This is a genomic window from Formosa agariphila KMM 3901 (assembly GCF_000723205.1).
Classification (GTDB): Bacteria; Bacteroidota; Bacteroidia; order Flavobacteriales; family Flavobacteriaceae; genus Formosa; species Formosa agariphila.
The window spans coordinates 2,572,262-2,588,463 of sequence record NZ_HG315671.1 but is presented as its reverse complement, the minus strand read 5'-3'; the positions used below and the strand labels follow the sequence as shown (position 1 = coordinate 2,588,463).

General features: G+C 31.4%; 8 protein-coding genes and 2 pseudogenes. 8 read left to right on the top strand and 2 right to left on the bottom strand.

What is annotated here, in order from left to right:
* The first annotated feature begins 262 nt into the window (after positions 1 to 262).
* The 4 genes and pseudogenes from BN863_RS10875 to BN863_RS18410 all read left to right on the top strand — a co-directional run.
* Positions 263 to 610, top strand: coding sequence for a single-stranded DNA-binding protein (locus BN863_RS10875; RefSeq protein WP_038530457.1), 348 nt, complete (start codon positions 263 to 265; stop codon positions 608 to 610).
* Positions 611 to 691: 81 nt separating this feature from the next.
* Positions 692 to 1,072 carry a DUF6876 family protein gene (locus tag BN863_RS10870; RefSeq protein ID WP_038530456.1) on the top strand — a complete coding sequence of 127 codons (381 nt, stop codon included), beginning with the start codon at positions 692 to 694 and terminating at the stop codon, positions 1,070 to 1,072.
* Positions 1,073 to 1,517: 445 nt separating this feature from the next.
* Positions 1,518 to 1,898, top strand: a complete 381-nt coding sequence (locus tag BN863_RS10865) for a BfmA/BtgA family mobilization protein (RefSeq protein WP_038530454.1) — start codon at positions 1,518 to 1,520, stop codon at positions 1,896 to 1,898.
* Between the two features lie 11 nt (positions 1,899 to 1,909).
* Positions 1,910 to 2,065 (top strand): annotated as a pseudogene (locus BN863_RS18410) (DUF5712 family protein); the annotation flags it as partial.
* Between the two features lie 844 nt (positions 2,066 to 2,909).
* Here the strand turns inward: BN863_RS18410 and BN863_RS18400 are convergent.
* A pseudogene (locus tag BN863_RS18400) lies at positions 2,910 to 3,065 on the bottom strand (helix-turn-helix domain-containing protein); the annotation flags it as partial.
* Between the two features lie 1,756 nt (positions 3,066 to 4,821).
* On the opposite strand from BN863_RS18400, the gene BN863_RS10855 reads away from it, so the two are divergent.
* The 4 genes from BN863_RS10855 to BN863_RS18050 all read left to right on the top strand — a co-directional run bounded on the left by BN863_RS10855 (position 4,822) and on the right by BN863_RS18050 (position 14,428).
* On the top strand, positions 4,822 to 7,884 hold the full coding sequence (locus tag BN863_RS10855) for a SusC/RagA family TonB-linked outer membrane protein (RefSeq protein ID WP_038530450.1): 3,063 nt from the start codon (positions 4,822 to 4,824) through the stop codon (positions 7,882 to 7,884).
* 17 nt (positions 7,885 to 7,901) lie between these two features.
* A complete protein-coding gene (locus BN863_RS10850) occupies positions 7,902 to 9,461 on the top strand; it encodes a RagB/SusD family nutrient uptake outer membrane protein (RefSeq protein ID WP_038530448.1) in 1,560 nt (519 codons plus the stop codon).
* 90 nt (positions 9,462 to 9,551) lie between these two features.
* A complete protein-coding gene (locus BN863_RS10845; protein ID WP_038530446.1) occupies positions 9,552 to 12,830 on the top strand; it encodes an FG-GAP-like repeat-containing protein in 3,279 nt (1,092 codons plus the stop codon).
* Positions 12,831 to 13,156: 326 nt separating this feature from the next.
* Positions 13,157 to 14,428, top strand: a complete 1,272-nt coding sequence (locus BN863_RS18050; protein WP_051774703.1) for an Ig-like domain-containing protein — start codon at positions 13,157 to 13,159, stop codon at positions 14,426 to 14,428.
* Positions 14,429 to 14,457: 29 nt separating this feature from the next.
* On the opposite strand, the gene BN863_RS10835 is transcribed toward BN863_RS18050, so the two are convergent.
* A complete protein-coding gene (locus BN863_RS10835) occupies positions 14,458 to 16,068 on the bottom strand; it encodes a tetratricopeptide repeat protein (RefSeq protein ID WP_038530444.1) in 1,611 nt (536 codons plus the stop codon).
* Positions 16,069 to 16,202 lie beyond the last annotated feature (134 nt).

Sequence of the window (16,202 nt, the reverse complement as noted above, 5' to 3'; positions counted from 1 at the left end):
CTCCCTTTTATAAGTCCTTATCAATTCGAAATATTGAAACTGTATAAGCAACAAAAAAAGGTAACAGTGAGGGCACTATGGGAAGTAAATCTAAAATGAATCTTATGAAATCAGACAAAAACATACAAAAGGAAGCGGCACCAAAAAAAACAAAAAAGGAAAACGCTCAGGATATAATAAGTAAATAATTTAAAAAAAAATATAGACACAAGCCGTCTGAATGGTTCGGATGGTAATTTAATTAATCTTTAAATCTTTTATTATGAGTAGTATCAAAAATCACGTACAGTTAATTGGAAACATTGGACAAGAACCAACAATCACCATTCTTGAAAACGGTAAAAAAGTAGCCCGATTTTCATTAGCCACGAATGAGCATTTTAAAAATGCTAAAGGCGAAAAGCAAACTGAAACTAATTGGCATTCTATAGTTGCTTGGGGAAGTACAGCCGAAATTATTGAAAAATTCACTTCTAAAGGTAAGGAAGTTGGTGTAACTGGAAAGCTTAAAACTAGAAGTTATACGTCTAAAGACGAGCAAACGCATTACATCACAGAGGTAGTTGCAAATGACATTTTATTATTGGGTTCTAAGCCTGATAAAGCCTAAAATTTGAAATCAAAAAAAAGAGGGTGAACCTTCCACAGTAAAACCCTCTTTTAATTTTTTAACCTTTAAAATACTTTGAAAATGAGCACTAAAGTTAACATATTAGAAGAAGGATTACAACAATTTCACGGATCGATGGAATGTTTTAAAATCCCATTGATTAATACCCGGTATACAGAAGGTATTCAATATTTAGCCGAACATGGGCAATGTCATTGGTTAATCACAGACGCATCAATTATAGGAAAACAATTGATGAAAAAATCCTATTTTATAACCATCGATTTTAAACGTTTATCTGGAGCCGATCAAAAGCAAAAAGGGTATGAAGCAGAAATTATTTACACAGATGGAAATGATACTGTTTTAGATATGCAGACCTATCGCGTTACAGATTTTCCACTTCAAAAAATACGGTTATATTTTATAGATAACATGTTAATGTTGCCTGTAGAATATTAAAATTTGTAGCCATTAATTTTATGATTTAAAAGGAACACCTCTAAAAATTTGAAGGTGTTTTTCTATGTGATTAATTTTCAATTGATAAAAAAAGTGTATCTTTAAAATGCTGAATTTCAGAACTAAATTTAGTATACGGTTATCTCAATTCTACTTTCGCCGAGAACCGTTTCATCAAAAATATTAACCTATTGGAAATTTATTTCCCTAAAAGGGCAATTGGCTTTTTTTAAGCAAATTGTAAGGAATTTTGTTCGCTTGGGGCGAACGAAAAGGAGTAGCAAGAGGGTAACACGCAGAGCGATGTTATGGACTCCTTTTCTGTTTTAAAACACTGACAATCAGTTGTTTGAAAATATTGTAATTTCTTGACTTTCAGCAATTTGCGACAAATGGCTTGCGAACGCCTAGTTTTAGGGAAGAATTTGCGACAAATCGGCGAATTATGGACTCATTTATTGGTGTTAGATTCAAAAAGGAAACAGCTAAACGTTTTCAAGAATTTTCAAGAACGCATTTCAAATCGCACACAGAGGCGATGTCTTCTATGCTTGATTTTTTCTTCTATAATGAAATCTCTCCAAAAGAAACATTTGGACCTACAGGGCGTACCATTGAAGCTTCTCTGAAGAAACGTATTAATGCGGTAATCGCCATTATGCGTGATATGGAAAAGACACAAACCAAACCTACAGTTGCGATGATGGAGTTGCTATTTCAAAACGAGGATCTTACTCAGAATCCATCGCATTCAAGTATGAATTTTAAAGAAGAAAAGAAGGAAGTACGCTTTAAAGAAAAGCTTAATCTAAACAATGAACTCTAAAACTTGAAGCTATGTATATAACCATTATACCTCAGAAATTAGGAGGAACGTATTCACAAAGTTCAGCAGATTTTGTAGGCTATTTAGAAAAAGAAAATCAAGGTTTGGAGCAAGAAGACTTGGAACATTTTTTTAATCAGTATGGAGATGAAATTTCAGTCAAGGACTAATTTGTTTTTTCAATTTTTTTTTTGACTTAGATAAAATAATGTCATAGTTTTTTATAATAATGGCGTCTTTATCGTACATTTTGAAGTCGTCACCAAAAAGTAATTTTCTTTTAGCATCCAGGTAAATCAGAATCTTATCAAAATCGTAGATTACGCTTTTGCCATCAAATCTTCCACGGGTTGTCCATAGTTCTTATTTTTAGTGGTTCGTAAGTTGTCCTTGATTTGGGACACTTGTTTTTTTGTTTGGATTGTTTCCTAGGTCGAATATCGCTGTTCTATCCATCCCGTTTATGACTTTGGCTCGCCAATCACGAATGTCGTTTCCACCACTAGTTTTCCAGTCTCGATTTTTATAATACTCGAAGAATTTTTTTCCTTCATCAGCATTAAATTTTTTTTTCAATAAAAATAATTTTACTTCCTGACAGCCCTTTGGCTGTTTTATATTGTTTACTTGTTTGTTATTGTTTATAGTAGATACCAGTGCTTGTCCACAGGTGGGACGGTACTGGTATATAGCTTGTTCTAGTATTGGACGGTTGTGATCCAGAAGCGGTACAAATTTGGGACGGTACTGTCCCGCAAGCTGTCCTAATTTGGGAATGAACTGTTCCGAAACAGTGTTATCATTTGTACCAAAAATGGGCATCTTAATTTTACTTCCTTTGTATGGATTATTGGAAGGGAAATAAGAAAGGTAATTCCATGTATTTAATTCTGTAACGCATCTATGATATGTAGATTTTGAGACTATTTTTGAAGCAAACATCAAATCCTTTTGATTTACGTAAAATTCAATTGCGAAACGACTGCTATTCCAACCCTGGAATAGTGATATTCCTACACTAACTTGTAGTAATTCCATAACTTCTGAAGATCTGAGATATCTTTTTAATTCCCCTTTAGATTGTTTTATTGATAGTTTTTTAGTGTCATCGAGTAATTCCATTTTGAACTCTCGAAGATCGTCGGTTGTAATAATACTTTTTGCCATACTAGAGCATTTTTTTTAAAAGGGACTATTGTATCTTTAAAAAAAAAATTGATAGTCCCCTAACGTGATTTGACTTTCGTTATACAAATTTGATTCGTTTTAATGGATATTTATCCATATGACGACCCTATAGGGATATATTGAAATGGGTTAATAATGCTGTTTATTATGATAGTTTTGTGTGATATTTCTTATAAAAATTATCCTTTTTTGGTTAAATTCTTTAGAAAATTAGATGAAAATAAAATCCCCTATAGGGAGGTTATAGGGATGTTTAAACAATTAAAAATTAAGGTACAGATTTTTCTTTTTTTTAATCCGTTTTATAAGCAGTTTTAATAATATCGATTAATCGTCTCTGATTAGTTTGGTTAGAGAGGGAACTAATCCATTAAGGAAGGTGTTTATAATTCGATTTAACATCGAAATAAAAGTCTATAATATTGACTTTAAATAATACAAATTATATATTTGCATTATCAGATAGTAAAGCATTTTACTTCGAGTTCATTTATAATATCGTCAACAATTCGGCTAACAGTTAAGTTTTTAATCTTGTAAATAGCTGATACGTATATGTTTGTGTGGAAAGGTTGTAATCCTGCCACCCCGACAATAGTCAATTGTAAATTGATTCAAAACCTTGTAGATCTTGTGATTTACGAGGTTTTATTGTTTTAGGACATTCATTTAAATTGATATCGTATCAATCTAATCGGTTCACAATTCGGTTAACAGTTTTTAAATCTTAAAAACGTGAACCGATTAACTTTAAAATACGTGTAAAGTAATAGTTGATTTGACTTTCGTCTTATCTCAAGTTTAACTTAAAGGATAACTATGCAAACACATTCCATGTTTTGTGTTTGTTTTGGGTAAATGCTTTCCCAAAAATATACATTCTTTTCTTGCTATATAATAGAATAATATAGCAGCGCAGACGTGATGTTCAAAATTTTATTAAGTAGTTTTTATAGTTAAAAATCTGAGAAATATATTTAGTATTTCTAATAACCCTTGATTTTAATAGATAAGTTAACGGACTAGTTTGTAAGAAAATTCACAGAACTTCATACAAATTATATTGTAGTGAATTTAGACGACAATCCCCTTTCTTTTAAAATTATAAACACTGTAATAGCCACATAGAACCATGATAATTATGTTTATGTTTTTAAGACATTTATATGTGTTGTAAAAGCAGTCTTCTTTTTTTCTTTAAACTTCACGCTTCAAACTTATTAAATTATCATTTTAAAAGTAAAGTACGTTTTTTTGTTTTCAAGTTGCATGTATTTGTTATATGAAAATGAAATAACATGAGTTGTTAGCGGAGTTATTAACTCTTCAATAAGTGGGAGAAAAAACTGCAAATCGTTAAAGTCTTCATTCAATTCTAATGAATAAGACTCACAAAGATTACTCACGGATTAATAAGTAGACTAATTCAATAGATTACATTCAGACTATTTTTTTATTATTTAAAAGAATTACTAATAAAACTTCTGTTCTATTCTATTCTGATAAAAATTGTGAGTAATTGTATTTGTTTTAATGGGTTTTAGACGTTTGTTGTTAGTGTGTTGAATTGGTTTGTTGATTGTTATAACAAATAATTGTTAATCATATGTTATAGCAATTAAGACATTTGATTCCTAATAAATCTAGAAAACAAACTTGATTTGTATCACTAACATTATTAGGCATTTGATGAATGCTTATACGAATCAATTTAATCTTTTAAACTTTATTACTAATGAAAAATGATCAATCTAAGTTATTAAAGAAAAGTGGTAGTTTATGGCTGCTTTTCATGGTGCTTTCCATATCGTCGATGTATGCGCAACAGGTGGTTACTGGGGTCGTTCTTGATGAGAACGGTTTAGGAATACCAGGTGCAAATGTAATAATACGTGGTACATCAAATGGATCTTCAACAGATTTTGACGGAAATTTTAGTCTAACTGCCACAAGCGAGGACGTTTTAGTATTTTCCTTTTTAGGTTATGTTACCAAGGAAATAACTGTAGGAAATCAAACAAACATGCAGGTAAATTTAGAGTCTGATGTTCAAAGTTTAGATGCCGTAGTTATTGTTGGATATGGTACACAAAAGAAATCAGATTTAACAGGTTCTGTAGGTGTAGTAGATGGAGATGATATTGATAAATATACTTATAATGATGCATCACAAGCATTACAAGGTCGTATGGCTGGGGTAAATGTACAATCTACTGGAGGTGCACCTGGTTCTGGTTCTATAGTAACTATTCGTGGTTCAGGTACATTATCAGATGCAGGTCCATTATATGTTATTGATGGAATGTTAACAGGTAGTATGAGTTCTATTAATCCTGCAGATATTGAAACTATATCTGTTTTAAAAGATGCTTCTGCTAGTGCAATTTATGGATCACGAGCAGCTAATGGGGTTGTAATTATTACTACTAAAAAAGGAAAAAAAGGTAGCTTAGGTATAGATACAGATTATAGCTATGGTGTACAAAAAGTAATTAACACATTAGATTGGGCCTCTGCCAGTGAGTATGCTGAAATTGTAAATAGAGCTAGAGATAATGATGGGAATCCAAGGTTTCCGGCAAACGATACAGAGTTTAATCCAAATTATACTAGTGATATTCAAAACGAATCTTTGCGTGTAGCTCCAGTTACAAACGCAAACGTTCGTTTTTATGGTGGTGGAGAAAACTCTGCGTTTAATCTTTCACTAAATCATTATGATCAAGAAGGAGTAGTTAAAGAGTCTGGTTTTGAGCGAACAACGATTCGTTCTAACGCAACATTAACCAAAGGGAAGTTTCGATTAGAAAATACCATTGGATTAACCAGAACTGTAAATAATCCGAACAATTATTTTAATAAAGAAAGAGATTTAATTCCAACGATAAGAACAAGAGATGATGATGGGAATTTTAGTGGTTCTGATATTCCTTCAGGTCCAGGTTCACCATCTTTTAGCGGATACTATGGTGTGGGTAGCGCTATTAACTCTTTAGGTTTAGCTGCTATCGAGGATAGAACTGTAACCAGAAATACCGTATTGGGAAATATTGGAGCAACTTTTGAAATTATTGATGGTTTATCCTATAAATTAAATTTAGGTTTAGAATATTATGCTGATAATAATTATAGATTTACTCCAGAATATGAGTTCAACCCTGCATCTCTTGGAAACTCACCATATGGAGAACTTAACGAGACAAACACCAATTTCTTATCTACATTAATAGAAAACACATTAAACTATAAAAAAGTTTTTAATAAACATAGTTTAGATGTGCTTTTAGGGTATACTGATCAATTAAGCAATTCAAGATCATTAGGAGCTGTGGCAAGGAATTTCCCATCGAATGATATACATGTAGCATCTGCAGCTCAAGATAGAGTACAGATGCCTTCACAGGATTTAACCAAAGGAATTCAATCCTATTTTGGAAGATTAAGCTATACTTTTGATAGCAGATATTTGTTAACTGCAACTATTCGTAGAGATGGTTCATCGTTGTTTAAAGAAGATTTACGTTGGGGAACTTTTCCATCTATCGCTTTAGGATGGAATGTTAGCAATGAAAAATTTATGGAAGATGTAGATCTTATTTCTAATTTAAAACTCCGTGTTAGTTATGGTGAAATTGGTTCTGATAACGTTTCTATCTATGCTATTGATCCTGAGTTAAATTTGAATAGTGAATATATCTTAGGAACTAATCAAGGTAGAGTGCCTGGTTATTCTATAACCAAAGGTGTTAATAGTAATATTTTTTGGGAAACTACAAAAACCACAGATATAGGTGTTGAATTTGGAGCACTAAATAACCGCTTAAACTTTACTTTAGATTATTATATTAAAAATTCAGAAGATGTTTTAGTTAGTTTACAATTACCATTATATACCGGTTTTTCAAATGCAGTACCTTTTAATACCGCGAGTATTAAAAACAAAGGTTTTGAATTCTTAACAAGTTATAATGATCAATGGGGTGATTTTAAATTTAATGCTTCTGCAAACTTCTCTGTTTTAAGTAATGAAGTGACAGCATTAGGCGATGCCACACCAATTATTGGTGGTTCATTTACTTCAAACACAATTAATAGTACCAAAACAGATGTTGGGCAACCTATATCGTCATTCTTCGGTTATGTTACGGATGGAATTTACCAAACGGATGCTGAAGCTCAAGCTGCTAATGATTCTAATAATCCACAAGCAGGAGATATCAAGTTTAAAGACTTAGACGGTGATGGTGATATTGATGATATGGATAGAAAATATTTAGGTAATCCAAACCCAGACTTTGTTTACGGAATTAATTTATCTGGAGAATATAAGAATTTTGATTTAAACTTATTCTTTAACGGGGTAACAGGGAATAAAATTTTAAACGGCTCAAAATATAGAGGTTATTTTGATACTGAAGCAAACTATTTTAAGGATGCTTTAAACGCTTGGACACCTACAAACACAAATACAAGTATTCCAAGAAATACACAAACAGACCCTGGATTTAACAGAAGAATGTCTGACTTTTATTTAGAAGATGGAGCTTATTTTAGATTACGTAATATTCAGTTAGGTTATTCTATGCCAAATGATGTTTTAGAAAAAATTAAAGTCAGTAAGATTCGTTTTTACGTATCTGCAACCAACTTATTTACCATTACAGATTATACTGGTTATTATCCAGAAGTTGGAAGAAATAATAGAGGAAATAGTGTACAAATTTTTAATTCAGGTGTCGATGAAGGTACATATCCAACACCAAGAACTTTTCAATTTGGTATTCAAGCTTCGTTTTAATTATAAAAACACATACAATGAGAAATTTAAAAATAACAACAAGATTAATTTTGACAGTGCTTGGTATTTTTGTACTAACAGTTAGCTGTAGAGATGATATTTTAGATCAAACCAATCCGAATGCAGTGACACCAGAATCGTTTTGGCAAACAGAAGAAGATGCCACTAAAGCAATTATAGGAGCTTATAGTCCATTTACCAATATTTGGTATTATTCTCGATTTGAGATTTTTACATCAGATTATAGAGACGATGTAGTGAATGGTTTTGGAACTTCAGAACGTACAAATATTGGATCTTTTAATGGTACCTCAGACAGTAATGGTACATTTTGGGTTTGGAGTGCTATGTTTCAAGGAGTTACCAGAGCTAACGAAGTTATAGCTAATGTGCCAATTATAGATATGGATCAAACTGTAAGAGATAATATTGTTGGGGAAGCTTATTTTATAAGAGCTTATAATTATTTTGGACTGGTAAACAATTGGTTAAACGTTCCGCTAATTACAACACCAATTAGTGAAATAGAAAATCCTAAATTGATTCCGCAAGCCAACCCTGAAGATGTTTGGGAACAAATTGAATCCGATTTAAAAATGGCACAACAAATGTTACCAACAACGTGGCCATCAGAGCAAATAGGTAGAGCAACATCTGGAGCAGCGACAGGTCTTTTAGGAAAAGTTTTTTTATATAGAAAAAAGTATGACGAAGCAGTAACCGAATTTGAGAAAGTGATGGATGGTAGATACCATTTAATGGATGATTACGCAGCAAATTTTACAGAAGAATATGAAAACAATGCCGAGTCTTTGTTTGAAATTCAATTAATTGCAGATGGAAATCAAGGTTGGGGAGGTGATAACCCAGGTTTAGGAAAAGGAGCCGCCTATCATCCAGATTTAGCTCCTAGAGGCTATACAGGTCAAGATGGGATGCGTATTAATAATTGGGTTCTAGATTTATTTTTAGACGAAAAAACCGTAAATGGTGAAATAGATCCTAGAGCTTATACAACACTGTTTTTTAACAGTAATGAAACAACCACTTATGAAGGTAAATTGTTATCTTCAAAAACATATGAAGGTAAAAGCTATCAAGAAGTATATGGTAACGATAGTAATTTAGTTTGGGCAAATAAATTTTTAGATATAGAGTATGGTGGTTATGTTAGCTCCCAAAAAGATGGATGGCATCAATCTGGAAATAATTTAAGAATTTTAAGATATGCAGATATTCTTTTAATGTATGCAGAGGCTCAATTTATGTTAGGTGGTTCTTCAGCTCCAGCTTTAGATGCTATTAATCAAGTGAGAGCAAGAGTTGACATGCCACCCTTAAATTCTATTACTATGCAGGATATAAGCGATGAAAGAGTAAAAGAGTTAAGTTTAGAGCGTACTAGATATTTTGATTTATTACGTTGGGATAAAGTTGTAGAAAGAATTGTAAATAATCCAGAATTTAAATCGGAAAGTGCAGGTACAAGTGCTTACAAGCCAGGAAGAGAGTATATTGATATTCCACAAAATGAAATTGATTCAAATCCAAATTTCGAGCATAATCCTGGTTATTAATGATTTGTAATTCAAAGAGTAAGTAAACTATATTTAAAAGGAATCATAATTACATGGTTCCTTTTTTTCTAATTTTGAATAAAAAGCAGTATGAATCGTATCTTTATTTTACTATCGATTGTCTTATTATCTTCATGTGTGTCAAAAAAAGATGATACTAGAAAAACCAATTTTGTAAATGTAAAACCAGATCGAACAGGCGTAGCTTTTGCAAATAATATAATAGAAAATGATACCCTGAATTATTTTCAATTTCCATTTCTGTATATGGGAGGTGGGGTGTCTATTGGTGATATTAATAATGATGGATTATCAGATATCTATTTTACTGGTAATATGACATCTAATAAGTTGTATCTCAATAAAGGTAACATGCAATTTGAAGATATTACAGAAAAAGCAAATGTTATGGGAGATAATCGTTGGTATACTGGTACAACGATGGTAGATATTAATAATGATGGATGGTTAGATATTTATGTTTCTGTTTCTGCCAAATTCGGGAATACAGAGAATCAACTTTTTATTAATAATGGAGATAATACATTTACTGAAAAAGCAGAATCTTATGGTATTGCCGATAAAACAGCTTCTATTCAGTCTACTTTTTTCGATTATGATAATGATGGTCTTCTAGATTTATTCGTTGGAAACTACCCTTTGGTTCCTGTGAGTCAGGGTAATGAATTCTATCATGAGAAGATGGAAATAAACACATTAGAAGATTCAGGACATTTATATAAAAATAATGGTGACAATACCTTTACAGATGTAACAGAGGTTTCTGGAGTGAAAAATTTTGGCTTAACACTAGGTGTTGTAGCTGCAGATTTTAACCAAGATGACTGGCAAGATTTATATGTTTCTAATGATTTTAATGTACCAGACTATTTATACTTAAATAATGGAGATGGAACTTTTAAAGAGGTTGTTAAACAAGCCACTAATAATATTTCTATGTTTGGAATGGGTGCTGATGTTGCCGATTTTAATAATGATGGGTTACTAGATATCATGCAAGTTGATATGACTCCTAATGACTATAAACGCTCTAAAACAAATATGGCAAGTATGAATCCTACATCTTTTTATCAGGCTGTAGATTTAGGTTTACACTATCAATATATGCAGAATAGTTTACAGCTCAATAATGGTGTTTATAACAAAATGCCAGTTTTTAGCAATATCGCAAGAAGGGCAGGAGTAGCGACAACAGATTGGAGTTGGGGTACATTATTTGCCGACTTTGATAATGACGGATTTAAGGATATTATCATTACAAATGGGATGAAGAGAGATGTAAACAATAATGATGTGAACATGCAATACCAAAATGAAACATTCTTTGGAGAAACAAAAAACTTAGATTATAAAAAATATCCAAGTCACCCTATCGATAATTTTGTGTTTAAAAATAATAAAGATTATACGTTCTCAAAAGTCAATGAAGATTGGGGTATAAGTTATGAAGGTTTTTCTAATGGACTTTCCTATGCTGATTTGGATAATGATGGTGATTTAGATATTGTTATGAATAACTTAGATGATGTTGCTTCTGTTTTTGAAAATAAGACAAATAATAGCAATTACATCAATGTTACTTTAAAAGGAGATTCTACAAATACGCTTGGCTTAGGAACTAAAATAAAAATCACTACAAAGCAAGGAGAACAATTACAAGAATTAACCCTTACACGAGGATTTCAGTCTAGTGTTGCACCAAATTTACATTTTGGATTAGGAGACGAAACCACTATTCAAAAGATGGAAGTGATTTGGCCAGATAATAAACAACAAATTTTAGAGGATATAAAAGCAAATCAAATTTTAGAAGTTTCTTATGCAGATGCAAGTAAAATGGAAAATCCAATTTCTGAAACACAACACATGTTAGATATCACCAAGCAATCTCAAGTTGATTTTAAACACATAGAAAATTCATATAATGATTTTGATGACGAACCTCTGTTGCCTCATAAAAACTCACAATTTGGTGCTGGTGTTGCAGTTGGAGATGTAAATGGTGATGGGCTAGAGGATTTCTTTGTTGGAAATGCTACAAGCAGTTCTGCTGTAATGTACATTCAAAATACGGATGGAAAATTTGATGTATTGGATGGACCTTGGCAAAAAGATGCACTTTATGAAGATATGGAATCGTTACTATTTGATGCAGATGGAGATGGCGATTTAGATTTATATGTTGTAAATGGTGGTAATGATAAAAATCGGAACGAAGATTTTTACCAAGATAGAATTTATATAAATACACCGAACGGATTTGTAAAGGGTGAAAAGGTCTTGCCAAAAATTACAAGTAGTGGTTTGACTGTAAAAGCAGGAGATTATAATCAAGATGGTAAACCAGACCTTTTTGTTGGAGGCAGAATTATACCAGGTAAGTATCCTTTTGCTGCAAAAAGTTATATCATAAAGAATAATGGTGGTATAGATACAGATTTAAGATTTGAAGATGTAACCGAAAAAGTTGCTCCATCATTAAGCGATGCTGGTTTAGTAACATCTGCAATCTGGGATGATTTTGATAGGGATGGAAATTTAGATTTGTTAATAGCGGGAGAATGGATGCCTATTCGTTTTTTTAGAAACAATGGAAATACCTTTCAAGAAGTAACTAAAAAGTTAGGCTTTGAAAAGTCTAATGGATGGTGGTATAGTCTAGAGAAAGCAGATGTTGATGGCGATGGGGATTTGGATTATTTAGCAGGGAATTTAGGACTGAATTATAAATACAAAGCTAGTTTAGAAACTCCATTTGAAGTATATGTTAACGATTTTGATGAGAATAATAGTATGGATATTGTGTTAACCTATAAAAAACAGGGTACACAATTGCCGCTTAGGGGTAGAGAATGTTCTTCGCAACAAGTACCTGCAATAAAGAGCAGGTTTAAAACTTTTGAATCTTTTGCAAATGCCAATCTTCAAGAAATCTACGGTGAAAACATGTTAGAAAAAGCCTTGCATTATCAAGCTTATACCTTTGCCAGCTGCTGGATAGAGAATAAAGGTAACGGTACTTTTAAAATGCATGAATTACCAATGGAAGCACAATTTACTTCTATAAACAAATTCTTAGTATTTGATTATAATAAGGATGAATTTCCAGATATTTTAATAGCAGGAAATTTATATGGGTCTGAAGTAGAAACTCCTAGGAATGATGCAGGTGTCGGTTTAATTCTTACAGGCAATGCACAACACACTTTTGATGTAGTAGCTCCGAGTAAAAGTAACCTTTTTGTAAAAGGAGATGTTAGAGGTTTAAAGTCTATTCAAATTAAGGAAGATCAAGCATTTTTATTTTCTAGAAATAATGAAAATTTACAACTTATTAAAGTGAAATAGTTAATAAGAAGTACTTCTAATTTAATTATTGAAATCGTTTATAAAATTCATGTCTATGTATGGATTACAAATATGTAAACTCTCTTCATATCTACTATAAATTTTGAATTCTGTATGATTTTATTCTAAAAGAAAAACCTGAAGTGAAAATTGCTAAATTCTAAATGAAAAATCTATTTTTATTTAACTAAAAAGGAAGACTTGTATAGTTTAAGTCTAGTGGCTTAGCTCCTTAATTCAATGATGTTTATATAAGTTTGATAATTATAAAATGAAAAATTGAGAAAAATCTTAATTATAGTTTTTTGATTAAAAACAGATATAAAATGATTAAAAACAAAATGATTCAATTCGTATTCTCGGCATTTTTATGTATTTGCCTTAGTTATTGTAGTAATTCAGATTCTGATAATGATTCTGAGATTAAAAATTTTAAGCCAACTGCTATTGATGATATTCTTATTGTAGATGAAGACAGTAAAGCCGGAGAAGCTAATCAAATAAAGGTCTCTGCTAATGATAATATTGGAGAAGATGGCGGAGATGGAGATGATTATAGCTTGTTAACTAATGCGAATAATGGTTCTGTTTCAGAAATTGCTGATGGTGTTTTTGAGTACATTCCCAATGTCGATTTTAATGGGCAAGATAGTTTCTCGTACTTATTAAAAGACAAGGATGGAGATTCAGATTCAGCAATAGTTACTGTTACAATAAATGCAATAGATAAAGGGCCAACAGCGGAAGATTTTAATAATATAGACCCCAACTTTCCTTCTTTTGTTTCTATTAATAATACCACGCCAGAAGATATGAATTGGGTAAAATTCGAAAGCATGTCAGACGAATTTGAAACTTGGGATAGTAACAAATGGTTTAAATCGACATGGAATTATGGAGTTCCTGTATATATGTCGACGTCAAATATTAATTCTGGTGTTTCAGAAGGTAATTTATGGATTAAAGCAACTCTTAACGAAAATAATCCTGAAGAGCGTTGGTTTCAAACAGCTAGAATTCATTCAAGAGAAAAAGTAAGCTATCCAATGTATACCGAAGCACGAATTAAAGCGGCACATATTTCTGCATATAATACCTATTGGTTAAATAATGGAGATTCTTACAATCGTGATGAAATTGATATTATAGAAAATAATTCTAAACCATCTTGTGATTGTCAACCAGATTTTCCATTGCAAATGAATTCTCAGTATTTTCAAGCTGATTCAAGTAAAACTCCAGGAGTTATAAGAGATGAAGATAATTTTAATCAAAGTAATTTACTAGATGTTAATCCGAATAAAGGAATAAAGTGGAACGAAGGCTATCACACGTTTGGTGTATGGTGGAAAGATTCTAAACACATTCAGTTTTATTTAGATGGAGAACCAGCTGGAAGTGTTGAAGTTGGTCACGATAGGTCCGGAAACGTGTATGCAGAACGCGAATTTACAAGAGATTTAGAAATTATTTTTGATTTATGGACATCATCAGATAATTGGTTGGGTGGACTTCCTCCTAAATCCGATTTAAATGATAATACTATTAATACGATGCAAATTGATTGGGTACGAACTTGGAAATTAGAACAAAAATAATTAGTCTAACTTCCAAGTTGCCATTAGGTTTAGAATTCATTGATAAAATCGGTAAGATTGTCATTACGTTCTAAACCTAATTTTTTTCGTAATCGATATCTTGATGTGTGAACACTTTCTACACTAATTCCTAAAATAGAAGCCATTTCTTTACTTGAAAAATTAAGCTTTATTAGAGCACATAGTTTCTGGTCTGTTTGACTTAACTTAGGAAATTTATCAGTAAGATTAGCATAAAAACTTTGATTGATATTAGTAAAACGTGCCTCGAACTCTTTCCAGTTACTTGCGGTATTTCCTTGAATACTTTTCACCATCCGTTTAATAACGTTGGTGTCTATTTGACTATTTTGTTTTGATAATTTTATGTTTATACTTTCTAAGAATTCATCCTTTTCAATAAGTTGTAATGCAGAAGAAGCTAGTTGTTTATTTTTTAATTCTAAAATATCATGTTGTCTTTTACGTTCAATTTCTTGCTGTTTTTTTAAGTTTAATTTTTCAGATTTATGTTTAATCCTTAAGTTTCTTACAAATAGACCAGCAAAGAGTGATACAAATAAGACAACAACAATTAATAAGATGGTTTTAAGTAGCCAGATTCTGTCTTCATGCTCTAGTTCTGCTAAACGCTTTTCTTTTATTAGTGCTTCTTGTTTCTGTTTTTCTACTCTAAAATCATCCTTAATTTCTAGTAAATGTTGATTGGTCTCACTACGGCTTCCAAAAATATTATTATTAAGTTCGTTGGCCTCTAGTAATGCTTCATACGCTTCTTTAGGTTTATTGTTCTTATAATACAGTTCCGAAAGGGATAGATAATTTCTAGGAGCATAATTACTATGAGTATGGTATTTCTCGCCAAATTCTAATGATTTTTTTAAATAATTTTCACTCAATTCAAAATTATTTAAATCTTGATATACTTCACCTAACAAATAATATATCATTGTTAAATACGAAGGGTCTGCCTTTTCGAAATAAGATTCAGAAACTTTAAGCAACTCTAATCCTTCAGAAAATTTTCCTTCTTTACATAATATATATCCCAGTTCTGAATTTGCAAAATACGGAGTAGTGTTTGTCATTTTCTTGTGATAAATGTTACTACTATCAAGATATTTTCGAGCCAATTCAAATTGTGCATTGTCTCTGTGAAAAACAGCTATTGAAAAATAATCACTTCTTAATTTAGTATTGTAGTCTAAGGGGGCAATTTTTAGTTTTTTATTGATAACTAAAGATTTGTTAAAGTATTTTAGTGCTTCTGTATCTCTTTTATAAAAGCTATATAGCCATCCCAACTGATTATAAATACTAGCTATAGAAACAGAATCTTTAGATTTATCAGCTAACAACAGTGCGTCCCAATATCCATCATATGATTTTCCATAATTAACATTGTGTGCATATAAGAATGATAACTCTTTTAAACTATTAATTGCGGCTAATGTGTCTTTTTTTTGAAGTTGAAAATTTACACTTTTTTGAAAATAAAATGCAGCAGTATCAGGCTTATCAAATTTCAATATTTCTGCTTTCTTATAAAACGAATCTCGTTCTATATGCTCTTGACTTAATACATATTGTGATTGAAAATAGGTGCATAAAAAAATAGCTAAAAGTTTAAATAGTTTCATTTGGTTTAATGAATTGAATGTTAGTTTCTTTTGTACAGTAAGACATGTACTAAAGTTTGGTTTGCTTGTTTTTCAAATGTAAATAAAATAAATAGTGATTTTTAGGTTTTGGTTTAGTAGATAAGATATGTTTT